Origin of the sequence: Metaplanococcus flavidus (assembly GCF_042675885.1) — a bacterium.
Lineage (GTDB): Bacteria > Bacillota > Bacilli > Bacillales_A > Planococcaceae > Planococcus > Planococcus flavidus.
Genome location: NZ_JBHTKI010000008.1, coordinates 184,413 through 211,108 on the forward strand (window position 1 = coordinate 184,413; position 26,696 = coordinate 211,108).

General features: G+C 45.8%; 23 protein-coding genes. All 23 read right to left on the reverse strand.

What is annotated here, in order from left to right; translation table 11 throughout:
* Positions 1-3: 3 nt before the first annotated feature.
* The gene (truB, locus tag ACFQ1X_RS05905) at positions 4-933 is read right to left on the reverse strand and encodes a tRNA pseudouridine(55) synthase TruB (RefSeq protein ID WP_144837269.1); all 930 of its coding nucleotides are present in this window, start codon (positions 931-933) and stop codon (positions 4-6) included.
* A gap of 422 nt (positions 934-1,355) precedes the next feature.
* Positions 1,356-1,709 carry a 30S ribosome-binding factor RbfA gene (gene rbfA / locus ACFQ1X_RS05910; protein ID WP_144837272.1) on the reverse strand — a complete coding sequence of 118 codons (354 nt, stop codon included), beginning with the start codon at positions 1,707-1,709 and terminating at the stop codon, positions 1,356-1,358.
* A gap of 18 nt (positions 1,710-1,727) precedes the next feature.
* Positions 1,728-2,006, reverse strand: coding sequence for a DUF503 domain-containing protein (locus ACFQ1X_RS05915; RefSeq protein WP_144837276.1), 279 nt, complete (start codon positions 2,004-2,006; stop codon positions 1,728-1,730).
* Positions 2,003-4,333 carry a translation initiation factor IF-2 gene (gene infB, locus ACFQ1X_RS05920; protein WP_144837280.1) on the reverse strand — a complete coding sequence of 777 codons (2,331 nt, stop codon included), beginning with the start codon at positions 4,331-4,333 and terminating at the stop codon, positions 2,003-2,005. Before infB ends, ACFQ1X_RS05915 begins: the two co-directional genes overlap by 4 nt.
* A 4-nt stretch (positions 4,334-4,337) precedes the next feature.
* Complete coding sequence (locus ACFQ1X_RS05925) at positions 4,338-4,658, reverse strand: YlxQ family RNA-binding protein (protein WP_144837283.1); 321 nt, start codon at positions 4,656-4,658, stop codon at positions 4,338-4,340.
* A 1-nt stretch (position 4,659) separates the two neighbouring features.
* Complete coding sequence (gene rnpM, locus ACFQ1X_RS05930) at positions 4,660-4,938, reverse strand: RNase P modulator RnpM (RefSeq protein WP_144837286.1); 279 nt, start codon at positions 4,936-4,938, stop codon at positions 4,660-4,662.
* Positions 4,939-4,958: 20 nt separating this feature from the next.
* A complete protein-coding gene (nusA, locus tag ACFQ1X_RS05935; RefSeq protein ID WP_144837289.1) occupies positions 4,959-6,086 on the reverse strand; it encodes a transcription termination factor NusA in 1,128 nt (375 codons plus the stop codon).
* Between the two features lie 18 nt (positions 6,087-6,104).
* Positions 6,105-6,593 (reverse strand): ribosome maturation factor RimP, encoded by a 489-nt coding sequence (rimP, locus tag ACFQ1X_RS05940; protein WP_144837292.1) that lies wholly within the window; start codon positions 6,591-6,593, stop codon positions 6,105-6,107.
* 125 nt (positions 6,594-6,718) lie between these two features.
* Positions 6,719-11,026, reverse strand: a complete 4,308-nt coding sequence (locus tag ACFQ1X_RS05945; protein ID WP_144837295.1) for a PolC-type DNA polymerase III — start codon at positions 11,024-11,026, stop codon at positions 6,719-6,721.
* Positions 11,027-11,415: 389 nt separating this feature from the next.
* Positions 11,416-13,119: a proline--tRNA ligase gene (locus ACFQ1X_RS05950; protein ID WP_144837297.1), complete on the reverse strand. Its 1,704-nt coding sequence runs from the start codon at positions 13,117-13,119 to the stop codon at positions 11,416-11,418.
* A 450-nt stretch (positions 13,120-13,569) separates the two neighbouring features.
* Entirely contained in the window at positions 13,570-14,829 is a 1,260-nt protein-coding gene (gene rseP, locus ACFQ1X_RS05955; RefSeq protein WP_144837300.1) for an RIP metalloprotease RseP, read from the reverse strand.
* 41 nt (positions 14,830-14,870) lie between these two features.
* Positions 14,871-16,016: a 1-deoxy-D-xylulose-5-phosphate reductoisomerase gene (gene dxr, locus ACFQ1X_RS05960; RefSeq protein WP_144837303.1), complete on the reverse strand. Its 1,146-nt coding sequence runs from the start codon at positions 16,014-16,016 to the stop codon at positions 14,871-14,873.
* Between the two features lie 14 nt (positions 16,017-16,030).
* Positions 16,031-16,822 carry a phosphatidate cytidylyltransferase gene (locus ACFQ1X_RS05965; protein WP_144837306.1) on the reverse strand — a complete coding sequence of 264 codons (792 nt, stop codon included), beginning with the start codon at positions 16,820-16,822 and terminating at the stop codon, positions 16,031-16,033.
* The gene (locus tag ACFQ1X_RS05970; RefSeq protein ID WP_144837309.1) at positions 16,819-17,610 is read right to left on the reverse strand and encodes an isoprenyl transferase; all 792 of its coding nucleotides are present in this window, start codon (positions 17,608-17,610) and stop codon (positions 16,819-16,821) included. Before ACFQ1X_RS05970 ends, ACFQ1X_RS05965 begins: the two co-directional genes overlap by 4 nt.
* A gap of 156 nt (positions 17,611-17,766) precedes the next feature.
* Positions 17,767-18,324, reverse strand: a complete 558-nt coding sequence (frr, locus tag ACFQ1X_RS05975) for a ribosome recycling factor (RefSeq protein ID WP_144837312.1) — start codon at positions 18,322-18,324, stop codon at positions 17,767-17,769.
* The gene (gene pyrH / locus ACFQ1X_RS05980; protein ID WP_144837315.1) at positions 18,324-19,049 is read right to left on the reverse strand and encodes a UMP kinase; all 726 of its coding nucleotides are present in this window, start codon (positions 19,047-19,049) and stop codon (positions 18,324-18,326) included. Before pyrH ends, frr begins: the two co-directional genes overlap by 1 nt.
* Positions 19,050-19,130: 81 nt before the next feature.
* Positions 19,131-20,015: a translation elongation factor Ts gene (gene tsf, locus ACFQ1X_RS05985; protein ID WP_144837318.1), complete on the reverse strand. Its 885-nt coding sequence runs from the start codon at positions 20,013-20,015 to the stop codon at positions 19,131-19,133.
* An 86-nt stretch (positions 20,016-20,101) separates the two neighbouring features.
* Positions 20,102-20,818: a 30S ribosomal protein S2 gene (rpsB, locus tag ACFQ1X_RS05990; protein WP_144837321.1), complete on the reverse strand. Its 717-nt coding sequence runs from the start codon at positions 20,816-20,818 to the stop codon at positions 20,102-20,104.
* Positions 20,819-21,549: 731 nt separating this feature from the next.
* Complete coding sequence (gene codY / locus ACFQ1X_RS05995; RefSeq protein ID WP_144837324.1) at positions 21,550-22,329, reverse strand: GTP-sensing pleiotropic transcriptional regulator CodY; 780 nt, start codon at positions 22,327-22,329, stop codon at positions 21,550-21,552.
* An 86-nt stretch (positions 22,330-22,415) separates the two neighbouring features.
* Entirely contained in the window at positions 22,416-23,813 is a 1,398-nt protein-coding gene (gene hslU, locus ACFQ1X_RS06000; protein ID WP_144837327.1) for an HslU--HslV peptidase ATPase subunit, read from the reverse strand.
* On the reverse strand, positions 23,810-24,358 hold the full coding sequence (gene hslV, locus ACFQ1X_RS06005; protein ID WP_144837331.1) for an ATP-dependent protease subunit HslV: 549 nt from the start codon (positions 24,356-24,358) through the stop codon (positions 23,810-23,812). The genes hslU and hslV overlap by 4 nt, the downstream gene beginning before the upstream one ends.
* Before the next feature lie 16 nt (positions 24,359-24,374).
* Positions 24,375-25,268 carry a tyrosine recombinase XerC gene (gene xerC / locus ACFQ1X_RS06010; protein ID WP_144837334.1) on the reverse strand — a complete coding sequence of 298 codons (894 nt, stop codon included), beginning with the start codon at positions 25,266-25,268 and terminating at the stop codon, positions 24,375-24,377.
* A 112-nt stretch (positions 25,269-25,380) separates the two neighbouring features.
* Positions 25,381-26,691 (reverse strand): FADH(2)-oxidizing methylenetetrahydrofolate--tRNA-(uracil(54)-C(5))-methyltransferase TrmFO, encoded by a 1,311-nt coding sequence (gene trmFO, locus ACFQ1X_RS06015; RefSeq protein WP_144837337.1) that lies wholly within the window; start codon positions 26,689-26,691, stop codon positions 25,381-25,383.
* Positions 26,692-26,696: the final 5 nt, after the last annotated feature.

Here is a 26,696-nt window from a genome sequence, read left to right on the forward strand (position 1 = left end):
TTCTTAAACCTCGCCCTCAGTCGGTAATCCGAACATTTTTTCCGGTTTCATCTTGCCCGGTTTTTCAGGATGCTTCTTATATAAAGCAAATGGACTGCCGTTGCGGGTAAACACAAGAAGCTGGTTTGATTCCAGCAAAGGATGCATTTCCATCACCTGGCCATTTTTCATTGCAAATAATTCTGCCGGTTCCACTTCGACTGCCGGAAAAGCGCTCAGAGCGTAAACGAGCGGCTTTAAAATTTCCTCCACTTTTTCATTTTGCGCAAATTCGGCAACTTCAGCAAGTGTGAAACAATGTTGTCGTGTGAATTTTCCGGACTGCGTGCGGGTCAATTCCGACATATGTGCCGGATAGCCAAGCGCCTCTCCGATCTGGACGGCAAGAGTCCGAATATAAGTTCCTTTTCCACACTCGATTCGAATTCGGAAATGGATATCGACTCCAGTCCATTCCTCAGCACTGTCCAGCAATTCGATGGAATCAATCCGGGCTTTTCTGACCGGACGCTCTACAGCAATTCCCGCTCTGGCATATTCATATAACTTCTTGCCGTTCACTTTAACGGCAGAATACATCGGAGGAATCTGCGTAATTTCCCCGGTCAACCCCTCAAGCACAGCCAGTAATTGTGCACGTGTTATTTTCTTATCATCCGGATTGCGTTCGACCATTTCACCGGTGGCATCTTCAGTCTCAGTCGAAAATCCGATGGCCACTTCCGCTTCATAGGTCTTTCCCTGATCCGTGATGTATTCAGCCACTTTTGTGGTGTTGCCGATGCAAATTGGCAGTACCCCCTCCACTGCCGGGTCCAGCGTCCCTGTATGGCCGACTTTTTTCGTCTTCAGTATTTTCCGCAATTTAAATACGCAATCGTGGGACGTCATGCCTTTTTCTTTCCATAATGGAAGGATTCCGTTAATAGCCATCCCTTTCAACCCCCTTTTATATAATTCTTTATACAACGCTTCGGCGCTATGGACAGTGCCAAAATTATGCTCCTGCGCAAGCTCGTCGCAAAGGAGGTGCCATCTTTGTTTGGCACACCTTGCCTTCCGCAATAAGCCGAGATGACCACTCGTCTTTTGCTCCGTCGGCCTACGCATTCTCCTGAGCCGCGCCGGTGCTGAGAGAATTGCTTAGATATGGAGCAAAACAGCGAAGACGCCTTGGGGATCAAGCGAAGTGCTGAGATCCACTCGGGCGAAGTGTAACGAGACCGAGTTAGCTCAGCGCGAGCCCCCGGCAAGCGAGCTGTTTTGCGGAATGTCGATTATTGCAGATTTTTAGTTCATCTTATATAAATATGTAAAAAAGCCTGCAATCTAAGAACTAGACAGCAGGCTTGATTTTATTGTTCGTCATTCGGTTCTTTGATATCCCGCAGAAGACTGTCGATGCGGTTTCCGTATGCTACTGAAGAATCTATTTCAAACGATAATTCAGGAGTTTTGCGCAACCGTATCCGTTGTCCGATCTCTGAACGGATAAACCCTTTGGATTTCGATAAGCCGAGCAAAGTCTGCTCTTTTTCAGCATCGTTGCCCAGGACGCTGATATAAACCGTAGCCTGTTGGAGATCTCCGGTAACTTCAACATCAGTCACTGTGACAAATCCGATCCGTGGATCTTTCAGCTTACGGCTGATAATTTCGCTGAGCTCTTTTTTCATTTGTTCGCCTACACGATTAGCGCGCATTGTCATTGCTTATCCACCTCGTTCTTACAGATATTCTTGATGATGTTCAAGGCATTCCCACGCCGGATTGCTTTCCAGATAATACAGCACCTGCGCCATTTCTTTTTCCGCCAGCTCTTTTGAAGAAGAAACTGTGACAAAAGCTATACGCGTACGCTGCCAGACATTCTGGTGATCAATTTCGGCGCCGGAAACATTAAACTTTTGTTTCGACCGGGTCAGCATGCTTTTCACCACGGCTCTTTTTTCTTTCAATGAATGCGCAGTAGGGATGAAAAATTCGCATTCCATGTAAAGGATCATTTTCTTATGATTTCTTCCATTACATATGCTTCAATAATGTCGCCTTCTTTAACGTCATTGAATTTTTTGATCGTGATACCGCATTCATAGCCTTTAGCTACTTCTTTAGCATCATCTTTGAAGCGTTTCAGTGTATCCATTTCGCCTTCGAATACAACAATGCCTTCGCGGATTACACGGACACCGCTGTCGCGGGTGATTTTGCCTTCTGTTACATAGCTTCCGGCAATCGTTCCGACTTTCGATACTTTGAATGTGCTGCGAACTTCTGCCTGGCCGATGATTTTCTCTTCGAACTCAGGATCAAGCAAGCCCTTCATGGCAAACTCGATTTCTTCTATTACTTTATAAATGATGCGGTGTAAACGGATATCCACGCCTTCAGCATCTGCTGCACGTTTCGCGTTGGCATCCGGACGGACGTTAAATCCGATTACAATGGCATTGGAAGCCGCTGCAAGGGAGATATCCGATTCCGTAATAGCACCAGCACCTGTGTGGATAATTTTAACGTTAACGCCTTCCACATCAATTTTCAGAAGGGAAGCAGCCATTGCTTCAACCGCACCTTGTACGTCAGCTTTGACAATCAAGTTCAATTCTTTCATTTCGCCCTGTTTCAATTGATCAAAAAGATTATCAAGTGTTACACGGGTTTTTTCTGAACGCTGAACCTGCAACGCAGAAGTTGCGCGGCTTTCGCCAACTGAACGTGCTGTTCTTTCATCTTCGAATACAACAAAGCGGTCGCCTGCCTGCGGAACATCATTCAAACCTGTGATTTCTACAGGCATTGACGGGCCAGCTTCTTTGACACGGCGTCCGGTATCAGAAACCATTGCTCTGACACGGCCGAATGTGTTGCCGACAACAATCGGGTCACCGACATTCAATGTACCATCCTGAACAAGAAGGGTCGCAACAGAACCGCGGCCTTTATCAAGTTCCGCTTCGATAACCGTACCGATAGCACGTCTCGCAGGATTCGCTTTCAATTCTCCCACTTCTGATACAAGAAGAATCATTTCCAGCAAAGTATCGATTCCTTCACCGTTCAATGCAGAAAGTGGAACGAAAATCGTATCTCCGCCCCAAGCTTCAGCTACAAGGCCGTGCTCAGTCAATTCTTGCATAACGCGGTCCGGATTGGCACTTGGTTTGTCCATTTTGTTGACAGCGATGATAATTGGCACTTCTGCCGCTTTAGCATGATTGATCGCTTCAACTGTCTGTGGCATAACACCGTCATCAGCTGCCACGACAATTATTGCAAGATCCGTAACTTTTGCTCCACGGGCACGCATCGTCGTAAAGGCGGCGTGTCCTGGTGTATCAAGGAAAGTGATTTTCTTGCCGTTTTCATCAACCTGGTAGGCGCCGATATGCTGCGTGATTCCGCCAGCTTCTCCTGCCGTCACTTTTGTGTGGCGGATTGAATCAAGCAAAGTTGTTTTACCGTGATCGACGTGCCCCATGATGGTTACAACAGGTGGACGTTCTTCATTTAAGCTTTCATCTTCCGGCTCAAAATAAACTTCAAGGTCAGTTTTATCAACCAGGATTTCTTCTTCCACTTCCACTTCGTATTCCGCGCAGATCAATTCGATTGCGTCTTTATCCAACTCCTGGTTAATGGTAGCCATTACACCAAGCATGAACAATTTTTTGATGATTTCAGAAGGCTCGCGTCCTAATTTTTTCGCCAGTTCACCTACAGTCAATGATTCACTGAAAGTGATTTTAGCCGGTAATTCCTTTTCTCTTTTAGGCATTGGCGGCAACGGATTTACCGGGCGCTGCTGTTTGCCTTTACGATTGCGGTTCTGGCCTCCGCCACTAGGACGTTTGGAATTGCGCTGTCCTGGGCCTGCTGTCGGTTTAGCGGCTTTCGGTGTAAAGTTCGATCCTGATTTAGCTGGAGCTGCCGGTCTTTGGCCATTTCCCTGAGAACGGGATTGTCCTTGACTTGGTGCTGCAGCAGGACGTGATTGGCCTTGTCCCGGACGGTTTTGGCCTGCTGGTCGGGATTGCCCCTGGCCGGCTGGACGTGTTCCGCTTTGTCCGCCTTGTGGACGAGATTGACCTTGAGGACGCGCTCCCTGTCCCTGTGGACGGCTCTGGTTTTGGTTCTGTGGTTTAGTTGGAGCTGGTGTTGTTGAAGCTGATGAAGATTTTTTATAAATGCCGTCCAATTTTGAAACAGCATTATCCTCTAATGTTGACATATGATTCGTCACAGAAATATCCATTTTAGTTAGTTGCTGGATGATTTCTTTGCTTGGCTTATCTACTTTTTTCGCGTATTCATGTACTCGAATTTTGGTCATCTGCTCACCCCCGGTTATTTTCATCGAACAAGCTCTTTAGTTTTTTGGCGAATCCTTTATCAGTAATCGCCATAACTACGCGCTCTTCTTTGCCGACTGCATGTCCAATTTCGAAACGAGTTCCGAAAGTTTCAATGTCGACTTTATAATAGCTGCATTTATCATGCAGTTTTTTGCTGGTATTTTCTGAAGCATCTTCGGCAACCAAAACAAGTTTTGCATTGCCACTACGCACTTCGTTAATAGTCATTCCTTCTCCAGTAATCGTCATTCTCGCTCTTGTGGCAAGACCCAGAATCTGAAGAATTTGTTGTTTTGTGTCCATTTTACTTCAACTGCTCTCTTAATACGACACGAAGCAATTCCTCGTATATTTCCTCAGGTACCTTTACTTCCAATTGCTTGTCGAGCACCTTTTTCTTTTTGGCAGCTGCTATCGCCGCCTCCGATTTGGAAACATAGGCTCCGCGCCCGGATTTTTTGCCGGTAAGATCGACACTTACTTCGCCTTCTTTTGACCGGACAATGCGGATCATTTCTTTTTTAGGATGCATCTCGCCTGTAGCTACACACTTCCTGAGTGGAATTTTTTTTTGCAGAGCCAACGGACATCACCTTATCTTTCTTATTCTTTTTCGTCGTAAAAATCGAAGTCATCCGCTTCTTCACCGGAATCAGTCAATTCGATGTCCGCATCAGGATTTGGGTAAATGCCCATCTCGCGTGCATCGGTTTCACTCTTGATATCAATTTTCCAACCTGTCAATTTGGCTGCCAGACGGGCGTTTTGGCCACGTTTACCGATGGCCAGTGACAATTGATAATCAGGAACCACGACAGTTGTCGATTTTTCCTCTTCGTTCACTTGGACATCAAGAACTTTTGAGGGACTGAGGGCATTTGCCACAAATGTTACCGGCTCTTCCGACCATTCGACGATGTCAATCTTTTCCCCACTGAGTTCATTGACGATGGTTTGAACACGCGCTCCTTTGGAGCCAACACATGAGCCGACCGGATCGATATCTTCACGATGGGCCATTACAGAAATCTTCGAACGATCGCCTGCTTCGCGGGCTATCGATTTGATCTCAACGATACCATCATAGATTTCAGGAACTTCCGTTTCGAACAAACGGCGCAGAAGGCCCGGATGTGTTCTTGACACGAAAACCTGTGGGCCGCGCGTTGTGCGCTCGACTTTTGTAATATAGACCTTGATACGTTCGTGCGGCTGGTAGGATTCGTTCGGCATTTGCTCAGTCTGCGGCAAAACCGCTTCCACTTTGCCAAGGCCGACATATAGATTCCGTGCATCCATACGCTCGACAATTCCGTTTACAATATCATCGGCACGATCGACGAACTCTTCAAATACAAGACCACGTTCTGCTTCGCGCACACGCTGTGTAACGACTTGCTTGGCAGTCTGTGCTGCGATGCGGCCGAAATTACGCGGAGTCACTTCTTCTTCCACTACATCCCCGATTTCATAAGCCGGGTTGATCGTTGTGGCATCTTCCAAAGAAATCTGCAGACGCTCGTCTTCAACTTCTTCCACAACATCTTTTCTCGAATAGACAAGCATTGTTCCTGTATCCAGATTCAAATCGACACGCACATTTTGCGCCTGGTTGAAATTGCGCTTATACGCCGTCACCAATGCCGCTTCGATCGCTTCAATCAAGACATCACGCGAAATTCCTTTTTGTTTCTCCAATGCCTCTAAAGCATTTAATAACTCACTGCTCATTTTTATTCACTCCTAGGTTCATCGATCAGGTTTAGCTGAAAAATCAATTGCAAGCCGGATTACAGCTATTTTCTGTCTCGGTATCACGATCGTTTTTCTGCGGGTTTTGATTTTAACTTCGATTTGCACTTCTTCTTCGTTATACGACTGCAGATGCCCTTCAAACTCCTTGGCATCCAAAATCGGTTCATAGGTTTTGATGTAAATAAATTTACCGATAGCGTTATCAAAATCTTTTGCTTTCTTCAGCGGGCGTTCTGCCCCGGGTGAAGAGACTTCAAGGAAATAATTCTGCTCGATCGGATCAAGTTCATCCAGGATCTCGCTCAGCCGTTCACTGACTGTTGCACATTGTTCAATATCAATTGGTGCTTCCGGATTGTCTACATAGACACGCAAAAACCAGCTGCGTCCTTCTTTAAGGAATTCCACATCCACCAGTTCCAGGTTCAGCTCATCTGTGATGGGCTGTGCGATTTTTTCGATTTGTTCTGTAATTTTGCTCATACATGCCTCCCGCCATTTTTTTGCCATTACAAACAGAAAAGAGCGGGAGAACCCACTCTTCTGCGACAGAGCTATCAGTAAATGTTACTTCAATAATACCACGGTTGGCATAGCAGTGCAACTGACTAGAACAGCGACAACTGGTTGGCTTCAGGCATTCCTTCCAGACAGCCATGGTCATCCATGTATTCGATGATCGTTTTCGAAACGCGTCCACGCTGTTGAAGATCTTCTTTAGACAGGAAGTCTCCTTGTTTTCTGGCCGCAACGATTGACTTGGCGGCATTTGTGCCGAGTCCCGGTATGGCATTGAACGGCGGAATCAGTGTAGTACCGTCAATGATGAACTCGTCCGCTTCCGACTTATAAAGATCGACTTTCTGAAATGAAAAACCGCGTTCCGTCATTTCAAGAGACAATTCCATGACCGTCAGCAAGTTCTTCTCTTTGGTTGAAGCCTCGAGCCCTTTCGCATTGATTTCTGAAATTTTCGAACGGATGGCGTGAGATCCTTTTGCCATCGCGTTGACATCAAAATCTTCTGCGCGCACGGTAAAGTATGCTGCGTAATAAAGTATCGGGAAGTGCACTTTGAAATAAGCGATCCGCACCGCCATCAATACATAAGCTGCGGCGTGCGCTTTGGGGAACATGTATTTGATCTTTTTGCACGATTCGATATACCAGTTCGGCACGCCTTCTTCTTTCATAGCTGCTTCGAACTCAGGGGTCAACCCTTTACCTTTACGGACCGCTTCCATAATCTTAAATGCCATCGATGATTCAAGCCCCTGATAAATCAGGTACACCATAATATCATCCCGGCAGCCGATTACGTCAGACAGCTGGCAAGTTCCATTTTTGATCAGTTCCTGGGCATTGCTCAGCCACACATCGGTTCCGTGGGACAGTCCTGATATCTGAACCAATTCTGAGAAAGTTGTCGGCTTCGTTTCTTCCAGCATCTGGCGCACAAAACGTGTGCCAAACTCCGGAATGCCGTAAGTTGCTGTTTTACAGCCGATTTGTTCTTCCGTCACACCCAGAGATTCAGTGCCGGAAAAAATCTTCATCACTTCGGGATCATCGGTCGGAATCGTCTTCGGATCGATTCCGGATAAATCCTGAAGCATGCGGATCACCGTCGGATCATCGTGTCCCAGAATATCGAGTTTCAATAAATTATCGTGGATCGAATGGAAATCAAAATGCGTCGTCTTCCATTCCGAGTCCTGTGCATCAGCGGGAAATTGAATCGGTGAAAAATCATAGATGTCCATGTAATCCGGCACGACGATTATTCCGCCGGGATGCTGTCCGGTGCTGCGCTTAACGCCTGTGCATCCTTGAACCAGACGATCGATTTCCGCACCACGGATCGTCATTTCGCGGTCATTCGCATAACCGCGCACATATCCGTAGGCTGTTTTCTCAGCCACAGTACCGATTGTGCCGGCGCGGAATACATTATCTTCACCGAAAAGTTCCTTCGTGTAATTATGGGCTTTCGCCTGGTACTCACCACTGAAGTTCAAATCGATATCGGGTACTTTATCTCCTTTAAAGCCCAGGAAAGTTTCAAACGGAATATCCTGTCCTTCTTTTTTATAAGGGATATGGCAATCCGGGCAACTTTTATCTTCCAGGTCAAAACCGGAGCCCACTGAACCGTCATCAAAGAATTCCGATTTTTGGCATTGTGAACAAATATAATGCGGCGGCAACGGATTCACTTCCGTAATTTCAGTTAACGTAGCCACAAGTGAGGACCCTACAGAACCCCTTGAACCAACCAGATAGCCATCATCCAGTGATTTTTTAACAAGTTTGTGCGAAATAAGATAAATTACCGCGAAACCATGTCCGATTATCGATTTTAATTCCTTTTCGATGCGCGCTTCCACAATTTCCGGAAGTTCGTCGCCGTAAATCTGTCTCGCCATGTTATAGCTGAGTTCTCGGACTTCCTCGTCCGCCCCTTCGATTTTCGGCGTGTAGAGATCATCTTTTATCGGCTTGACTGTGTCGATCATATCAGCGATCCTATTGGAGTTTTCCACAACTATTTGTTTTGCTGTGTCTTCTCCAAGGAAATCAAAGGCTTCCAGCATGTCAGCCGTTGTACGGAAATGCACTTTCGGCAGTTTCGAACGGTTCAGGGGATTCGCGCCACCCTGTGAACCAATCAGAACCTGTCGGAAAATCGCATCATTTTCATCCAAATAATGGACGTTTCCGGTAGCAACAAGCGGTTTATCAAGCTTTTTGCTGACTTTCACCAGTTTCCGGATAATGTCTTCCAGATTCCACTCATCGCGAATTAATTCCCGTTCAATGAGTGGAGCATAGACTTCTTTCGGGTGCACTTCGAGATAATCGTAAAACTCGGCGATGCGTTCCACTTCTTCCATCGATTTCTGCATGACCGCTTCGAAAAGCTCACCTTTGTCACAGCCTGAGCCGACAAGCAGTCCTTCGCGGTGTTTTTGCAGGAGCGATCTTGGAATTCGCGGCACACGGTAAAAATAATTGATGTGAGATGCAGACACCAGTTTAAAGAGATTCTTAAGCCCTGCATCATTTTGTGCTAAAAGGGTCACATGGGTAGGCCGTGAGCGTTTGTATGCATCGCCAGCTCCCACATATTTATTCAGTTCATCATGATAAAATATGCCTTTTTGATCCGCTTCCTTCAGTAAATGCGTCAGCAAGTAAGAAGTAGCTTCCGTGTCATAGATGGCACGGTGGTGCTGAGTCAACTCGATGCCGAATTTTTTTGCCAATGTGTTCAAGCGGTGATTTTTTAATTCCGGATGGAGCATACGGGCAAGTTCCAGCGTATCAATTGTGGCATGTTTTTTATCAATGCCGAATTTCTTGTAGGCAACGTACAAAAAGCCCATATCGAAAGAAGCATTGTGCGCCACCATGATGTGGTCGCCTGCCCATTCGTGGTAATTGCGGATTACTTCTTCCACTTCCGGTGCATCTTTGACCATATCATCCGTAATGCCTGTCAGATCGGTAGTCGTGTCAGACAAGGGGTGATGCGGATTTGCGAAGCTTTCAAATTTATCAACGATTTGGCCGCCTTTGATCTTGACGGCTGCGAGTTCGATGATCGTATCATAAACGGCAGATAAGCCTGTGGTCTCTAAATCGAATACCACGAACGTTTCCTCTTCCAGCAAAACGTGCCGCTCTTCAAATGCGATCGGCACCCCGTCATCCACCAGATTGGCTTCAAGGCCGAATATTGCTTTGATGCCGTGTTTTTTGCTGGCGGCATATGCATCCGGAAACGACTGCACACCAGCATGGTCCGTGATGGCTATCGCAGGATGCCCCCATTTCGCGGCCTGAGCCACGAGCGAGTCCACTGACGAGACAGCGTCCATTTGGCTCATCGGCGTATGCAAATGAAGTTCCACACGTTTTTCAATGGCAGTATCCTGACGCAATTGCGGCTTGATTTCCACCATATCCTGCGCCATCATGACGAGGTCGCGGACGAATGTGTCTGTTTGTATGGATCCGCGCGCCTTCAGCCACATGCCTTTTTGGATGTTCTTCATCAAATTGGCATCATCGTTGTCGCGGGAAAACATTTTCACAAGTATAGAATCCGTATAATCCGTTATTTTAACGGTGAGCAATGAACGGCCGCTTCGCAGTTCACGCACTTCCGCATCAAAAACATAACCCTCCACCGTAATTCGGCGTTCTTCATCTATGATGGAACGTATTTCAGCGATCGGTTCATCCGGTTTGATATTGCTGCCCATCTGGAATGGTCCGGAAGGGGTGCCGTTCTCTTTTCTGTCGGTTTCCCGTTTCTTCATATCATTCAAAGCCTTTTTGGCCATCTCTTCTTCTTCAGCCCGGCGTTCTTCCATAAATGCTTCATGCGCCGCCTGGTGATCGCCTTCCGCCAATTGGAAATCGATGGCGAAACGAGGAAACCCGAATTGCTGGTAGACAGCGGCAAGCTTATCGGTGTATTTCGATTTCAATGCCATCATTTCATGTTCGTGCCCGCAATTCAGCAAGAGTTTACTGCCGCTCCATTGAGGTGTCTGGTTCAATAAACGTTCGCGCAGCGGAGGAGCCATATCTGCCAATTCATCAACTGCGTAACGCCAATAGGCATTTATTTGCTCCGGATCGGCACTGCCGCTTTCTGTAACGATTATCAATTGGACAGCGGCAATCGGAGAAAAGGTCGAATGCAGCCGTTCTTTCAGCAACAGAAAAAGTTTTAAGGGCAAGATTTTTTCAAGTTTTATGGTAAAGCGCCACGTCCGCTCTTTTTTATGGACAGTCATCCGTGTCAGTTCAGCCTCTTCGAAATAAGGCATATGTACATCATCTGTCAAATCGAGATGCTGAAGAAGTAGCTTTAAACGCATCTTTGGATCTTGCTGGTTTGTCATAACTATCCCCTTCACTAATTTAATAAACCGTTGGAACCCGGGTATAATTTTTGTTTCTATATAAATTAATCTAATAATCTTTTGCAACCGATATTCCGCAAAATAGCTTGCTTGCCTGGGGGCTTGCGCTGAGCTAACTCGGGACTGCGTCCGAGTGGATCTCAGCACTTCGCTTGGTCCCCTGGGCGTCTGAGCTGTTTTGCTCCATATCTCTAGTGAGTTCCCTCACCCTCAGCAAAGGCTTGTCCAAAGCGCCAAAGCCGTATATAAAATATTTTAGTTCAACCTTTACAACCTTATTCTCTAGTAAAACCTATTTATTCATAAAATAAGAAAAAGAAAGGAAAGCACATGCTGTGCTTTCCTTTCATCATATCAGATTTTGGCGGTTATTTTTGAATAATCTGCTGTAAATTTTGGAGCAATTCTTCCTTTTTCCACTCAAACATCTCTCCGGTATTACGGATTTTAACTTCCAGAATTCCTTCTGCGGCTTTTTTGCCGACTGTAATGCGGACCGGCAACCCGATCAAATCAGCATCTGTAAATTTCACACCTGCACGTTCGTTGCGATCGTCGATCAATACTTCAAACCCGTTCGACTTAAGCAGTTTGTAGATTTCTTCTGCAGTTTCCCGTTGAACGTCATCTTTGACACTTATCGGTACCAAGTGGATATCGTAAGGTGCAACAACTTGCGGCCATGTAAAGCCGTTTTCATCATTGAATTGTTCAGCTACGGCAGCAACCACGCGGGAAACTCCTATCCCATAGCAGCCCATGATGTAAGGAACAGCGCGTCCCTGATCATTTAAGATGGTCGCTTTCATATCCTCACTGTAGCGTGTACCCAATTTGAAAATATGTCCGACTTCGATTCCTTCAGCGAATTTGATCGTTCCTTCGCCGTCCGGAGATGGGTCGCCTTCTTTGATGAAACGCAGGTCTGCATATTTTTCCACTTGGAAGTCATGACCCGGTGTCACATTTTTATAATGCTGGCCTTCTTCATTGGCGCCGGCAATTCCGTTGACGATTGTTTGGAGTGCATTGTCAGCGAAGACCCGGATATCTTCCGGCAAAGCTACAGGTCCGATCGAGCCGATTTCACAGCCGATCAATTGTTTCACTTCTTCAGGTGTCGCCATTTCGACAAGTTTGGCATCAGCCGCATGTTTGACTTTGACGTCATTGATTTCGTGATCACCGCGCGATAAAACGACGATAAATTCTTCGTCTGCTTTAAATATGAGGGTCTTAATGCAATGTTCTGCATCTGTTCCGAGAAATTCTGCAACCTGAGTAATCGTTTTCTGGTCAGGAGTCGCCACTTTCTCAAGTTCTTCAGCTGCTTCTGTTGGAATCTTATAATCAACATTTACTTGTGCCATTTCGATATTGGCCGCATAGGAAGATTTGTCAGAATAAGCGATGGTGTCTTCCCCGATTTCAGATAAGACCATAAACTCGTGGTTATCTTTTCCGCCGATAGCACCAGAGTCAGCAATAACCATACGGAAATCCAAGCCGAGGCGCGAGAAGATATTTTTATAAGCCTGCATCATAACATCGTAAGTTTCATCGAGGCTTTCGGTTGTGGCATGGAATGAATAGGCATCCTTCATCAGGAATTCGCGGCCGCGCAGCAATCCGAAACGCGGACGTTTTTCATCACGGAACTTCGATTGAATCTGATAAAGATTCAATGGCAATTTCTTATAGGATTTAATCTCGTCGCGCAATAGATCCGTGATAACTTCCTCGTGAGTGGCACCGAGTGCAAATTCCCGCCCGTTGCGGTCTTTCAATCTCATCAATTCTTCGCCATACGAATACCAGCGGCCAGTTTCCTGCCAAAGCTCCGCCTGCTGCATTGCAGGCAGGAATACTTCCACACTGTCCGCATTTTCCATTTCCTCGCGGATGATTTTTTCCACTTTATCAAGAACGCGCTTGCCAAGTGGCAGGAAAGAATAGATGCCGCTTGTATTCTGGCGGATAAAACCTGCCCGGAGCAATAATTGATGCGATCTGACTTCTGCATCTGCAGGCGTTTCACGTAATGTAGGGATAAAAGTTGCTGATTGTTTCATTCCAAATACACCTCAACTGACTGAAATTTTTAAAACGGGTATTGAATTTCTTATAACTTATATAAGTTGAATAAATTATTCATAACCGATATTCCGCAAAACAGCTTGCTTGCCTGGGGGCTTGAATCGAATAAATTCAAAACATGTGCTCCTGCATCGCTGCGCTGCTTCGTCGCAAAGCGTCGGCCGAACTACCTTCGGCCAACACTTCGCTGTTTTGCTCCATATCTAAGCAATTCTCTCAGCGCCGGCGCGGCTCAGGAGCAGGCGAATGCCGACGGAGCAAAAGACGAGTGGTCTTCTCGGCTTATTGCGGGAGCCAAGATGTGCCAAACGAAGATGGCACCTCCTTTGCGACGAGCTTGCGCAGGAGCATAGTCTCTGCCCTTGTCCAAAGCGCCGAAGCGTTTTATATTTCCATATTATTTTGTTCAACTAACCTAAAATTTATTAGAAAAAGAACTTCTGGATATCATTCCACGTGACGACGATCATGAGCAGCATGAGCAGCATGATGCCGACAAAATGGACCATTCCCTCTTTCTGCCGATCAACGGGTTTGCCCCGCAATCCTTCCAGAACAAAGAACATGAGACGTCCTCCGTCAAGAGCCGGCAGCGGCAGTAAATTCATGATTCCCAGGTTGATGCTCAGCATCCCAGCCCAGCTCATCAATGTAAATATACCGTATTTTGCAACCTCTTCGGTCGTTTTGTAGATGCCAACAGGGCCGGACAATGCATCAATTGTAAATTGCCCTGTCACCAGCATTCCCAACAATCGGAAAATTTCCTTGAACCAGAAAACAGTCGTTTCAGCTCCATAGACAAACGAACCGAAGAAATCCTGCTCGCGAGGACTCTCGTACAGCACACCAATAACTCCGACATCTCCTTGAGGCTGCTCGGATAATTCAGGTGTGATGTTGAATTCGACTGTCTCACCGTCGCGCTCGACGCTGAAATCAAGTGGATTTCCAGCTTGATCCTGGACAGAATCCACGAGTTCGTTCCAGCTGGTAATCGTATTGCCTTCCACTTGGGTAATCAAATCCCCTGCTTCCATACCCGCTTCCTGAGCCGGGCTGTCATCTGTCACTTCTGTGATGATGGGTTCATTCGTCGGAACTCCCTGCAGAAGACCGATGGCCGAGAAAATAAAGAAGGCAAGGATGAAATTGAATAACGGACCGGCGAAAATTGTCATGAAACGGTGGCCGAGGCTCTTTGAGTCGAATTGACGATCCTGTGGAGCCAGCACAGTTTCCCTGCCGTTTTCTTCCACCACTGCATCTCTTGCCACATCAAGCCGGACCAGTTGATCCTCTTCATCGTAACCTTTGATATATAATTCCTTTTCGAGATCCGCATCTTCAACTTCAAGAAACAGGATGTCTGGGTATATTGTTTTTTGATTTAAAATGATTTTCTTGGCAAGACCCTTTTCATCCACTAGTACACCGATACGGTGTCCCGCCTGAAGAATGATTCGGTCCATTTCTTCTCCGGCCATCCGGACATAACCGCCAATCGGCAGCAGCCGAATGGTATAGATGGTTTCTCCTTTTGTAATGCCGAGTATTTTCGGACCCATACCGATTGCAAACTCACGCACCAGAATACCGGCACGTTTTGCAAAAATGAAATGGCCTAACTCATGAAAAAATACTAAAGCGCCGAAAATTATGATAAACGATATGACTGTCTCCATTTGAACCCATCCTTATAAACCTTTTCGGTTTTAATCTTTAGTTATTTTAGCATGTTCAGAACTGTTTTTCTTGTTTCGGAATCGACATGCAAAATTGTTTCCAAATCGGGTGAAAGGATTGGGTTATGTGCATCCATTGCACGTTCGATTATTTCCTCGATTTGAAGGAATTTGATCCTTCCATCCAAAAACAGCGCAACGGCCTGTTCATTTGCCGCATTCAGGACAGTCGTCATCGTTCCACCCGTGCGGCCTGCATCAAACGCCAATTGCAGAGCACGGAATCTTACATAATCCATTTCCCGGAAATGCAATTTGCCGATTTCAGCCAGGTTCAGACGTTTAGCATTCGGCCGCGGCAGACGATCAGGAAAAGTTAAGGCATATTGGATCGGTACCCGCATATCCGGTGTACCTAGTTGCGCCATGACGCTTGTATCCTGAAATTCAACCATTGAGTGGATGATGCTTTCCCTGTGCAGAAGCACTTCGATATCATCATAAGCAAAATCAAAAAGTACGTTTGCTTCGATGACTTCCAGGCCTTTATTAACCATCGTTGCTGAATCGATTGTGATTTTTGCGCCCATCGACCAATTCGGATGATCCAAAGCTTCTTTTACTGTAACGTCCTTCAGCTGGTCCCTGTTCGAATCGCGAAAGCTGCCTCCGGAAGCGGTCAGGATCAATTTTGTGGCTTGCTCAAGCTTTTCCCCGTTCAAGGATTGGAACAAGGCAGAATGCTCACTGTCCACCGGCAATATCTCAGCGCCATAACGCTTTGCGCTTTCCATGACCAGATGCCCTGCGGTGACAAGCGTTTCTTTATTGGCGATTGCAATAGTACGCCCCAATTTAATCGCCTCGAGTGTCGGCTCCAGTCCGACACTTCCGATTACCGCATTGACAAGCACATCAGCGTCATAGACTGCTGTTTCAATTAAACCTCTTCCGCCGAAAACAAAAGCAGTCCGCGGAAATTCCCGGCTTAATGCTTCCGCATCCTGTTCATTTTGCACACAGACGATTTCCGGTTCGAATTCTTTGATGATTTTTCTCGCCAGTTCCATATTTCTTCCTGCCGAAAATCCGGTAAGTGAAAATTGTTCGGGATGCTCCCGTATGATATCAATTGTTTGGACGCCAATCGATCCCGTCGCCCCAAGTAAAATGATTTTTTTGCCCATTCAGGATTCCCCCCTTAGATGAAATGTAAAAAATGCAGCAGCGGCATAACGAAAAGGATACTGTCAAAACGGTCAAGAACCCCGCCGTGTCCCGGCAGGAGTTTCCCCGAGTCTTTGACGTTGAAATGCCGTTTCAAGGCAGACTCGACTAAATCCCCCATCTGTCCGAATACTGATGCGACGACTGTAACAATGATGATAATGTAAATGGGTTTGTTCAGGTCCACGAAATAATCGAACACCAAAGCTGCCACGATGGCATAAATGATGCCGCCGATAAATCCTTCGATAGTTTTATTTGGTGAGATTTCCGGCCAAAGTTTACGCTTGCCGAATTTTCTGCCGGTGAAATAAGCGCCTGAATCAGTGAACCAGACAACCAACAACGCATAAATCAGATAAGCGAGGCTCTCTTCCCGGGTTTCGATCAGATAGAGAAAGCCCATTCCGACATAAAGGGTGCCAAGAATGGCAAAGGCCGCATCATCGAAAGTAAAGCTGTTTTTAACGATTACAGTATGTATAAGCAGTAAAATGACTGCGATAAAAGCGAATTCCACTTTTGTGTATCCAGTCCATTCAGATACTTGCAGAGTCCATTCACCCGGCATCATAAAAGCATATAATGCCAAAAGGGAAATAAGGCCGGGAACACTCCAAAGTGTGCGGCCTTTCATTTTTAATAATTCCTGGAAACCAATGGTTCCCAGTATCAGAACAAGTATGGTAAAGGGAGTTCCGCCGAATACTACAAATGGTATAAAAAATGCCATGGCGATTGCTCCGGTTATAAGACGCTCTTTCACTGTGCTTCTTCCCCTTTCAACCCTCCAAAACGGCGATTTCTCTTCTGGTAATTGTCAATTGCCTCAATCAAAGAATCTTCGTTGAAATCCGGCCACAATGTATCAGTAAACCAAAATTCGGTATAGGCCAGTTGCCAGAGCATGAAATTGCTCAAACGCACTTCTCCACTGGTACGTATCAATAGATCCGGTTCTGGCAATGAGTTGGTCATCAAACCGGAACTGATATGTTCTTCCGTGATTTCCTCGGGATCCAAGGTTCCAGCTGCCACTTGAGCTGCCAACAATTTTACCGAATCCACGATTTCCGCTCTGCTGCCATAATTCAACGCGAAATTTAAAATCAATCCGGTGTTGTCTTTCGTGGCTTCCTTCGCTTTGGTTATTGCTCTTAATGTATGTGCAGGAAGATTCGTATGATCCCCCATCATTTCAACTTTGACATTTTCAGCCACCAGCTCCGGTAGGAATGTCGAAAGAAACTCTTCAGGGAGCCTCATCAAAAAATCCACTTCCACTTTTGGCCGTTTCCAATTTTCTGTGGAAAATGCATATAAAGTCAATACGTCAACGTCAAGGCTATTTGCCAAACGGGTGATTTTACGCACGGTTTTCATTCCCTCGTGATGTCCTGCTACACGTGGAAGTGAACGTTTTTTTGCCCACCGGCCATTGCCGTCCATAATAATGGCAATATGTGAAGGGATAATCCCATCACGGACCATCGACAGGCGCTCTAAATCACCGATCACAGTTTCCGTATTTCGTTTTAATAATTTATTTATCATAATTAATCCTCCACCTATTACAAATCGGCATGTCTACCCCTTATCATATCAAAAAAAACACTGTTGTGCCCTATCTTTCTCATAGCCGTGTTTTTCGGCATGAAAAAGCGCCCTGCTATACTATACAGGACGCGTGAAAGCTTATGAAGTTCGTTTTTATACTTCCATAATCTCTTTTTCTTTATCTTTTGCCATTTCGTCAATTTTTGCGATGTTGTTATCCGTAAGTTTTTGAACGTCATCGGAATAGCTGCGCAAATCATCTTCTGTGATTTCGCTTTTCTTCTGAAGCTTTTTAAACTCATCGTTGGCATCACGTCGGATATTACGGATGTTGACTTTAGCAACTTCCGCTTCTTTTTTCACATCTTTTACGAGCTCTTTGCGGCGTTCCTCAGTCAGAGCAGGTACAGCAAGGCGGATAACCGAACCATCATTCGAAGGATTCAATCCAATATCGGATTTTAGAATCGCTTTTTCGATATCCCCGAGTACAGACTTATCGTATGGCTGGATCATGATCATGCGAGCTTCCGGTACCGATACACCAGCTACCTGGTTGATTGGGGTAGCTGCTCCGTAATAATCGACTGTCAACCGATCAAGAATGGAAGGGGTTGCTCGGCCGGCGCGAATTGATGAAAGCTCGCGTGAGTAAGCCTGTATTGCGTTCGTCATTTTTGCAGTGGTATCATTCATCACAGATTTCGGCATTATATGTCTCTCCTCACAACTGTTCCGATTTTTTCACCCTGAACAGCTCGTTTTATATTTCCATTTTCCATAATAGAGAATACTACGAGTGGAATATCATTGTCCATACAAAGTGTGGACGCTGTAGAATCCATTACTTGCAATCCTTGCTGGATCACTTCCAAATAAGATAATTCTTCGTATTTGATGGCAGTACTGTCAGTTTTTGGATCTGCGGAATAAACACCGTCAACATTGTTTTTCGCCATCAAAATCACATCAGCTTCGATTTCAGCCGCACGAAGTGCTGCAGTAGTATCTGTAGAGAAATAAGGGTTACCGGTTCCTGCCGCAAAAATTACGACCCGTTTCTTTTCTAGATGACGCATTGCACGTCTGCGGATATAAGGCTCTGCGACCTGGCGCATTTCAATAGAAGAAAGCACTCGTGTTTCCACTTCCTGCTTTTCAAGCGAATCCTGCAATGCCAATGAGTTCATGACCGTTGCAAGCATCCCCATATAATCGGCAGTCGCTCGGTCCATCCCCATTTCCGAACCGACCTTACCTCTCCAGATGTTGCCGCCACCAACGACCACGGCAACTTCGACGCCAAGTTCAACGACTTCTTTTACTTGGGCTGCTACAGATTTAATGATTTCAGGAGATAGTCCGAAACCTTGTCCGCCTGCCATCGCTTCTCCACTAAGTTTTAATACAATGCGTTTATACTGCTGAACACTCATCGGTAACCTCCATTTTAACTATTTATTGAAAAATAGGGAACACCTTTCAGTGTTCCCCGAGATAATGCTATAAAAAGGATCTTATTTTTTGTTTACTTGGCTCATTACTTCATCAGCAAAGTTATCTTCGCGTTTTTCAATGCCTTCTCCAACTTCGTAACGGATAAATTCTTTCACGCTGCCGCCAGTTGAAGCTGCGAAATCACGGACTTTTTGATCAGAATTTTTAACGAAAGCCTGGTCAAGCAAACAAACGTCTTCGAAGAATTTGCCCAGACGGCCTTCAACCATTTTCGCAACAATTTTTTCAGGCTTGCCTTCGCTTAATGCTTGTTCAGTCAATACTTTGCGCTCTTTTTCAACTTCTTCAGCTGAAACTTCGTCGCGTGATATATACTGCGGGTTCAATGCTGCAATATGCATAGCGATGTCCCGTGCTGCATCTGAATCAGTCGTGTTTTCAAGCAAGACCAATACTGAAATGCGTCCACCCATGTGAAGGTAAGGACCGAAAGCATCTGCATCTGATTTCGTGCGGATTTCAAAGCGGCGCAAAGTGATTTTTTCACCAATCTTCGCGATAGCATTTGAAATGTGATCCGCAACTGTCAAGCCATTAGACATTGTAGAAGCTGTCGCTTCTTCCACTGTAGCTGGTTTTGTAGCCAATAAATGCTCGCCCAATTCTTTTACAAGAACTTGGAAGCCTTCGTTTTTAGCTACGAAATCCGTTTCAGCGTTGACTTCATAAATAACTGCTTCGTTTCCTTCAACCATAATTGAAGTAGTACCTTCCGCAGCAATGCGGTCCGCTTTTTTAGAAGCGCTTGAAAGGCCTTTTTCACGCAGGAAATCCAATGCCGCTTCCATATCGCCATTTGTTTCTACAAGTGCTTTTTTGCAGTCCATCATACCTGCACCAGTTTTTTCACGCAATTCTTTTACCATTTGAGCTGTAACTGCCATGATTATTTTCCTCCTTAAGATATACGTTTTCTCAAAAAAAGGTGATAAGAGGGTTTGGCCGCTTATCACCTGTACTTCATTGTGAATTACTCAGCAGCTTCAGCTGGAGTTTCTTCTTCTTCTTCCGGTTTAGACTCAAGCAATGCGTCAGCCATTTTCCCAGTCAAAAGTTTTACTGCGCGGATTGCATCATCGTTTGCAGGAATTACATAATCGATTTCATCCGGATCACAGTTTGTATCAACGATACCAACGATTGGAATGTTCAATTTCATAGCTTCAGCAACTGCGATGCGTTCTTTGCGTGGGTCAACTACGAACATTACGTCCGGAAGACCGTTCATGTCACGGATACCGCCAAGGAATTTAACAAGACGATCGTGCTCTTTGTTCAATTGTACAACTTCTTTTTTCGGCAGAACATCGAAAGTTCCATCTTCTTCCATGCGCTCGATTTGTTTCATGCGATTCACACGTTTTTGGATTGTGCCGAAGTTAGTAAGTGTTCCACCCAACCAGCGTTGGTTGATGTAGTAGTTGCCAGAACGTTCTGCTTCTTCTTTGATCGCGTCCTGAGCTTGTTTTTTCGTACCAACGAATAGTACTTTACCGCCTTCTTCGCCCACTTGTTTCATGAAGCTGTAAGCTTCTTCCAATTTGCGGACTGTTTTTTGAAGATCGATGATGTAGATACCGTTACGTTCAACGAAAATATATTTTTTCATTTTCGGGTTCCAACGGCGAGTCTGGTGGCCAAAGTGTACACCAGCTTCAAGCAATTGTTTCATAGAAATTACTGACATTTGTGTTTCCTCCTGATAGGTTATTTTTTTCCCTCCGCATTCTTCTTCTTTGAACCGTTACCCAGTAAGGGCACCAGCGGAACAAATCCGAATGCGTGTGTATTTAACACCATTTGAAATTATAACACGGTATTGTCCGATTGCGCAACAGGTTTCTCCTGGAAATAAAAAAGCTATCGATAAGCTGTAGACTCACTAATCATTACGCTCTAGACGGACGCTTTCCGCGGGGAGCGGCCTAAGCCTCCTCGGCCGCTCCGCTGCCTGTGGGGTCTTAGTCTCGCTCTATTTCCCGCAGGAGTCGCCGTCTGACGCTACATTCTAATTCTGTTTAGAATCGGAGTGACTGCTTTTCGAAAAATTAAAATAAAAAACCTCTTTACAGAATACATTCTGAGATATGGAGCAAAACAGCGAAGACGCCCAGGGGACCAAGCGAAGTGCTGAGATCCACTCGGGCGAAGTGCAACGAGCCCGAGTTAGCTCAGTGCGAGCCAAGTGTTGGCCGAAGGTAGTTCGGCCGGCGCTTTGCGACGAAGCTAGCGAAGCGATGCAGGAGCAGCCTTAAAATCGTGCTCCTGCAGTGCTGCGCACTTCGTCGCAAAGACAGTTTCCGTGCAGGACACGTCTACTGTCTTCGAAGCTGTTTTGCGGAATATCGGTTACATTAAAATATTAATTCAGTAAAAGAAAAAAGACACCGGAAAAAATCCGGTGTCTTCCAATTTCAATTAGTTCATTTTCAATTGCTCAAGTTCAGCAAGGAATTTCGTGTTAAGAACTTTGATGTAAGTCCCTTTCATCCCAAGTGAACGTGATTCGATTACTCCGGCACTTTCAAGTTTACGAAGTGCGTTGACGATTACTGAACGAGTGATGCCGACGCGGTCAGCGATTTTTGAAGCGACAAGCAAACCTTCGTTGCCATCAAGCTCTTCAAAAATATGTTCAATGGCTTCAAGCTCACTGTATGACAGTGAAGAAATTGCCATTTGAACAACTGCTTTGCTGCGTGCTTCCTCTTCAATGCGGTCGCCTTTTTCGCGCAGGATTTCCATCCCGACAACTGTTGCGCCGTATTCACCAAGGATTAAATCGTCGTCCTGGAACTGCGCATTAACACGTCCAAGAAGAAGTGTTCCAAGGCGTTCGCCGCCACCAATGATCGGCACGATTGTAGTCAGGCCGTCTTTGAACAATTCACGTTCTTCAACTGGGAAAATCGTATGTTCGCTGCTCATATCCAGGTTAGCGGATGTTTCGTTGATGTTTGAAAGGTTTTGTGTGTATTCGACCGGAAACTGGCGCTCTTCAAGCATGCCTTTCATCCGTTCATTTTCAATCTGCTGATTGATGGCATAGCCAAGGACTTTACCTTTGCGGCTGACAACGAACGCGTTGCATTCGATGACTTCGCTTAAAGTTTCAGCCATATCCTTAAAGTTTACCGGCTTGCCGGCTGCTGCTTGCAGCATCGAGTTAATTCGTCTTGTTTTTCCCAATAAATTCATTTAAATGAACCTCCTACATAATTCTTACCGTATTTATTCAATATTCTAAAGCTTTTTACTCTTTAAGGGAACTGTTTTGACTTGAGTTATAGAATAAATTGTGACAAATCTTTATTTTTCGCCACATTCTCAAGTTTATCGTTCACATATTGAGGTGTAACATCTATTTGCGCGGGACTGATTTCTGAAGCTTCAAAGGACAGATCTTCGAGCAGCCGCTCTAAAATCGTATGCAGTCGACGGGCTCCAATATTATCGGTGTCCTGATTTACTTCATACGCAATTTCCGCAAGTCTGACGATTGAGGCATCATTGAAGTTTACCACAATTCCCTCTGTTTCGAGAAGCGCTTTATATTGATTCAATAAAGAATGTTTCGGTTCCGTCAGAATTTTAACAAAATCCTCCACTTCCAGCTTCTGAAGTTCGACACGGATCGGGAAGCGGCCCTGCAGTTCCGGGATGAGATCAGAGGGTTTGGACATATGGAAAGCCCCTGCTGCAACGAACAGCATATAATCCGTTTTAACAGAGCCATATTTTGTCGACACAGTAGAACCTTCCACAATCGGCAGAATATCCCGCTGCACGCCTTCACGCGAAACATCGGCCGAAGACGAATTGTTCTTGCTGGCAATTTTGTCCATTTCGTCGATGAAGATGATGCCCTGCTGTTCAGCGCGGTCGATCGCTTCACTTGCCACTTCTTCATCGTCGACCATCTTGGCCGCTTCTTCGGCAGCAAGCAGTCGCCTCGCTTCTTTTACCTGCAGGCGGCGTTTTTTCTTTTTCTTCGGCATTAACGAGGAAAGGGCATCCTGCATATTAGCGCCCATCTGCTCCATACCCGAGCCCTGCAATGCATCAAACATGGATGGCGTATTCTCGAGCACTTCCACATTGAGCCATTCGTCTTCAAGTTTCCCGGCTTTCAGGTCTTCGGCGATTTCCCTTCTTTTAACGCGGACTTCCACTTCAGCGGTTGGTTCCTCTTCGTCCTGTTCGAATTTTTGGCCGAACATCATTTCAAGCGGGTTCTGGCTTGTCTGCTTTTTTTTCATTGAGGGCGCCAGCAGTTTCACAATGCGTTCATTGGCAGCAGCTTCTGCTTTGCCTTTTACTGCCTCGAACTTTTCTTCCTTCACAATTCGCACGGAAGCTTCGACGAGATCCCGAACCATCGATTCGACATCGCGGCCGACATAACCGACTTCGGTAAATTTTGTTGCTTCCACTTTTATGAACGGTGCCCCGGTCAACTTCGCGATGCGTCTTGCGATTTCTGTTTTTCCGACACCCGTCGGTCCGATCATCAGGATGTTCTTCGGAATCACTTCTTCACGCATTTCTTCATCCAGCCGGCTTCTTCTATAGCGATTGCGCAGAGCGATGGCTATAGATCGCTTGGCATCCTTCTGCCCGACAATATAGCGGTCCAAATGCTCAGTTATCTGTCTTGGGGTTAAATCCGTTTGGGTTTTCATTTTGACAGCTCCTCCACTACAATCTGATGATTGGTATAAACACAAATATCTGCTGCGGTTTCCAGTGCCGACTGTGCGATTTCCTTCGCAGTCATATTATCGCCTGCATATTTTTTCAAGGCACGGCCTGCTGCCAGGGCATAATTCCCCCCCGAACCGATTGCCAGGATGCCGTCATCCGGTTCGATGACTTCCCCTGTGCCTGACACTAAAAGCAATTCATTTCTATTCATCACAATCAGCATTGCTTCCAGCTGGCGCAGCATTTTGTCTCCACGCCATTGCTTTGCGAGTTCGACTGCCGCCCGTTGAAGATTTCCATTATATTCGGTAAGTTTGCCTTCGAACATTTCAAAAAGAGTGAAAGCATCGGCTACTGAACCGGCAAAGCCGGTAAGTACCTGTCCATTGTAAAGCGTACGCACTTTTCTTGCTGTATGTTTCATGACCACGGCATTGCCGAAAGTCACTTGTCCATCACCAGACATTGCACATTCACCGTTATGGCGAACAGCAAATATCGTGGTGGCATGAAATTGTTCCATATATATATTCCCCTCTCTATGCTCGCGGATGTGAATTCAAATACGTTTTTCTTAAATGCTCTTTTGTCACATGTGTATAAACCTGAGTTGAAGCCAGATGGGAATGGCCAAGCAATTCCTGGACCGTCCGAAGATCTGCACCGTTATTCAAAAGATGCGTGGCAAAACTATGGCGGATCATATGCGGGTAGATATTGGAATTGGCTGAAGCCTTTTTCATACATTCGTTCAGAATGTGCCGAATCCCACGATCCGTCACGAGGTCTCCACGGTTATTAACAAACAGACCCTCATGCTCCGTGTTTTTCATTAATTTAGGACGAACTTCTTCGATATAATGTTCCAGCGCGTCATGGGCAAACTGACCATATGGTATGTAGCGCTCTTTGCGCCCTTTCCCCATCACTTTGACGATCTGCATATGGCGATCGAGATCTTTCATCCGGATAGAGACGCATTCGCTGACCCGCATGCCGGTAGCATACAAAAGTTCGAGCAATGCGGTATTGCGGATCGACAGTTTATCTTCCCCCTTAACCGACTCAAAAAGCGCCTGCAGTTCTTCCTCATAGAAAAACTGGGGGAGCCGCTCTTCTTTTTTCGGGTGGTAGAGGGAGCGGAACGCTTCCTCCCTGAGTCCGAATTCACGGTTTCCATATTTGAAGAAAGAACGGATGGACGAAATTTTCCGGGATACTGTCGGCCGGGATAATTGTTCATCATATAGTTTCGTCACATAATTGCGTGCATGCAGATACTCGACCTGCTTCAGGTCATTTACGCCTTCACTTTCCAAAAACAGAAAAAAACCGGCCAAATCGTATTCATAATGATGGACGGTGTGCTCGGAATAATTCTTTTCCAATTGAATATAGCTGATGAAAGACCGGACCATTTCATTTTTGTCCATTACATTTCCCTGCCTTTCCGCTCTTTAAAGCTCCGCACATGTGCTAACTTGATTGTTACAGCACAATAATAAAAGCCTCTAAATTATAGCAAGATTTAGAGGCTTTTATCAATTAAACTGATACCATATTCAAATAATTTCGAATTGAGTTAAGTGCACGGTTCGCGTGACGCTCTGCGCGCTCTTGTTTTGAACGGATGCGTTCACCAAGGTCCGGAAACAATCCGAAGTTGATATTCATCGGCTGGAAATTCTCACCGTCCGCTTCCGTGATATAACGAGCCATACTGCCGAGCGCAGTATCTGCCGGGAAGACAACCAACTCTTCGCCCAACGCCAGTTTTGCTGCATTGACGCCGGCCAATAGACCGCTGCCTGCAGATTCTACATACCCTTCGACTCCGGTCATTTGGCCGGCGAAGAAAATATTCGGATTGGCTTTCAATTGATAGGTCGGTTTCAAGACCCGTGGCGAATTGATGAACGTGTTGCGGTGCATAACTCCATAACGGACGATTTCAACATTTTCCAAACCTGGAATGAGTTTCAATACTTCTTTTTGAGGTCCCCATTTCAAGTGAGTCTGGAATCCGACAATATTATAAAGAGTGCCGGCTGCATCATCCTGGCGCAGCTGAACAACTGCATATGGCCGTTCTCCGGTTTTAGGATCTTCCAGGCCGACAGGTTTCATCGGACCGAAAGTCAATGTCTTTTCGCCTCTCGCGGCCATAACTTCAACCGGCATACAGCCTTCAAAATAAATCTCTTTTTCGAATTCCTTTAAAGGCACAACTTCCGCTTCAACCAAAGCCGTGTGGAAACGTTTGAACTCTTCTTCCGTCATCGGACAATTCAAATAAGCAGCTTCGCCTTTATCATAGCGCGATTTCAAATAGACTTTGTCCATGTCAATGCTGTCTTTTTCTACAATCGGTGCTGCAGCATCATAAAAATAAAGATACTCTTCCCCTGTCAATTTGCGCACTTTTTCCGCCAGTGCGGGAGACGTCAGAGGGCCAGTTGCGATAATCGTGATGCCTTCTGGAATTTCCGTTACTTCTTCGTTAATCACTTCAACGAGCGGATGATTGCGGACTTTGTCCGTCACAGCTCCTGCAAATTCATGCCGGTCCACTGCCAGCGCGCCGCCTGCTGGCACTGATGCGCCATCAGCAGCTTCGATGATGACAGAATCCATCATCCGCATTTCTTCTTTTATCACGCCGACCGCATTGGTCAGTGAGTTCGCACGCAGCGAGTTGCTGCATACCAATTCCGCGAATTTGTCTGTATGGTGGGCTGGCGTTTGTTTGACCGGCCGCATTTCATATAAACGGACATTGACTCCCCGTTTGGCGATTTGCCATGCGGCTTCACTGCCGGCGAGTCCTGCTCCGATTACATTGATGGTTTTTGTCATTGTTG

What these genes read in the sequence shown, in the direction of transcription:
- hslU (WP_144837327.1), bottom strand. Translation starts at nt 23,813, where the DNA reads ATGAAAACCCAAACGGATTTAACCCCAAGACAGATAACTGAGCATTTG.
- frr (WP_144837312.1), bottom strand. Translation starts at nt 18,324, where the DNA reads ATGCCGAAATCTGTGATGAATGATACCACTGCAAAAATGACGAACGCA.
- rimP (WP_144837292.1), bottom strand. Translation starts at nt 6,593, where the DNA reads ATGAGCAAAATTACAGAACAAATCGAAAAAATCGCACAGCCCATCACA.
- pyrH (WP_144837315.1), bottom strand. Translation starts at nt 19,049, where the DNA reads ATGAGTGTTCAGCAGTATAAACGCATTGTATTAAAACTTAGTGGAGAA.
- truB (WP_144837269.1), bottom strand. Translation starts at nt 933, where the DNA reads ATGGCTATTAACGGAATCCTTCCATTATGGAAAGAAAAAGGCATGACG.
- xerC (WP_144837334.1), bottom strand. Translation starts at nt 25,268, where the DNA reads ATGGACAAAAATGAAATGGTCCGGTCTTTCATCAGCTATATTCAATTG.
- dxr (WP_144837303.1), bottom strand. Translation starts at nt 16,016, where the DNA reads ATGGGCAAAAAAATCATTTTACTTGGGGCGACGGGATCGATTGGCGTC.
- trmFO (WP_144837337.1), bottom strand. Translation starts at nt 26,691, where the DNA reads ATGACAAAAACCATCAATGTAATCGGAGCAGGACTCGCCGGCAGTGAA.
- hslV (WP_144837331.1), bottom strand. Translation starts at nt 24,358, where the DNA reads ATGGAACAATTTCATGCCACCACGATATTTGCTGTTCGCCATAACGGT.
- ACFQ1X_RS05945 (WP_144837295.1), bottom strand. Translation starts at nt 11,026, where the DNA reads ATGACAAACCAGCAAGATCCAAAGATGCGTTTAAAGCTACTTCTTCAG.
- ACFQ1X_RS05925 (WP_144837283.1), bottom strand. Translation starts at nt 4,658, where the DNA reads ATGGACACAAAACAACAAATTCTTCAGATTCTGGGTCTTGCCACAAGA.
- codY (WP_144837324.1), bottom strand. Translation starts at nt 22,329, where the DNA reads ATGAATTTATTGGGAAAAACAAGACGAATTAACTCGATGCTGCAAGCA.
- rbfA (WP_144837272.1), bottom strand. Translation starts at nt 1,709, where the DNA reads ATGACAATGCGCGCTAATCGTGTAGGCGAACAAATGAAAAAAGAGCTC.
- rpsB (WP_144837321.1), bottom strand. Translation starts at nt 20,818, where the DNA reads ATGTCAGTAATTTCTATGAAACAATTGCTTGAAGCTGGTGTACACTTT.
- infB (WP_144837280.1), bottom strand. Translation starts at nt 4,333, where the DNA reads ATGACCAAAATTCGAGTACATGAATACGCGAAAAAAGTAGATAAGCCA.
- ACFQ1X_RS05950 (WP_144837297.1), bottom strand. Translation starts at nt 13,119, where the DNA reads ATGAAACAATCAGCAACTTTTATCCCTACATTACGTGAAACGCCTGCA.
- rseP (WP_144837300.1), bottom strand. Translation starts at nt 14,829, where the DNA reads ATGGAGACAGTCATATCGTTTATCATAATTTTCGGCGCTTTAGTATTT.
- tsf (WP_144837318.1), bottom strand. Translation starts at nt 20,015, where the DNA reads ATGGCAGTTACAGCTCAAATGGTAAAAGAATTGCGTGAAAAAACTGGT.
- ACFQ1X_RS05915 (WP_144837276.1), bottom strand. Translation starts at nt 2,006, where the DNA reads ATGATCCTTTACATGGAATGCGAATTTTTCATCCCTACTGCGCATTCA.
- nusA (WP_144837289.1), bottom strand. Translation starts at nt 6,086, where the DNA reads ATGAGCAGTGAGTTATTAAATGCTTTAGAGGCATTGGAGAAACAAAAA.
- ACFQ1X_RS05970 (WP_144837309.1), bottom strand. Translation starts at nt 17,610, where the DNA reads ATGATAAATAAATTATTAAAACGAAATACGGAAACTGTGATCGGTGAT.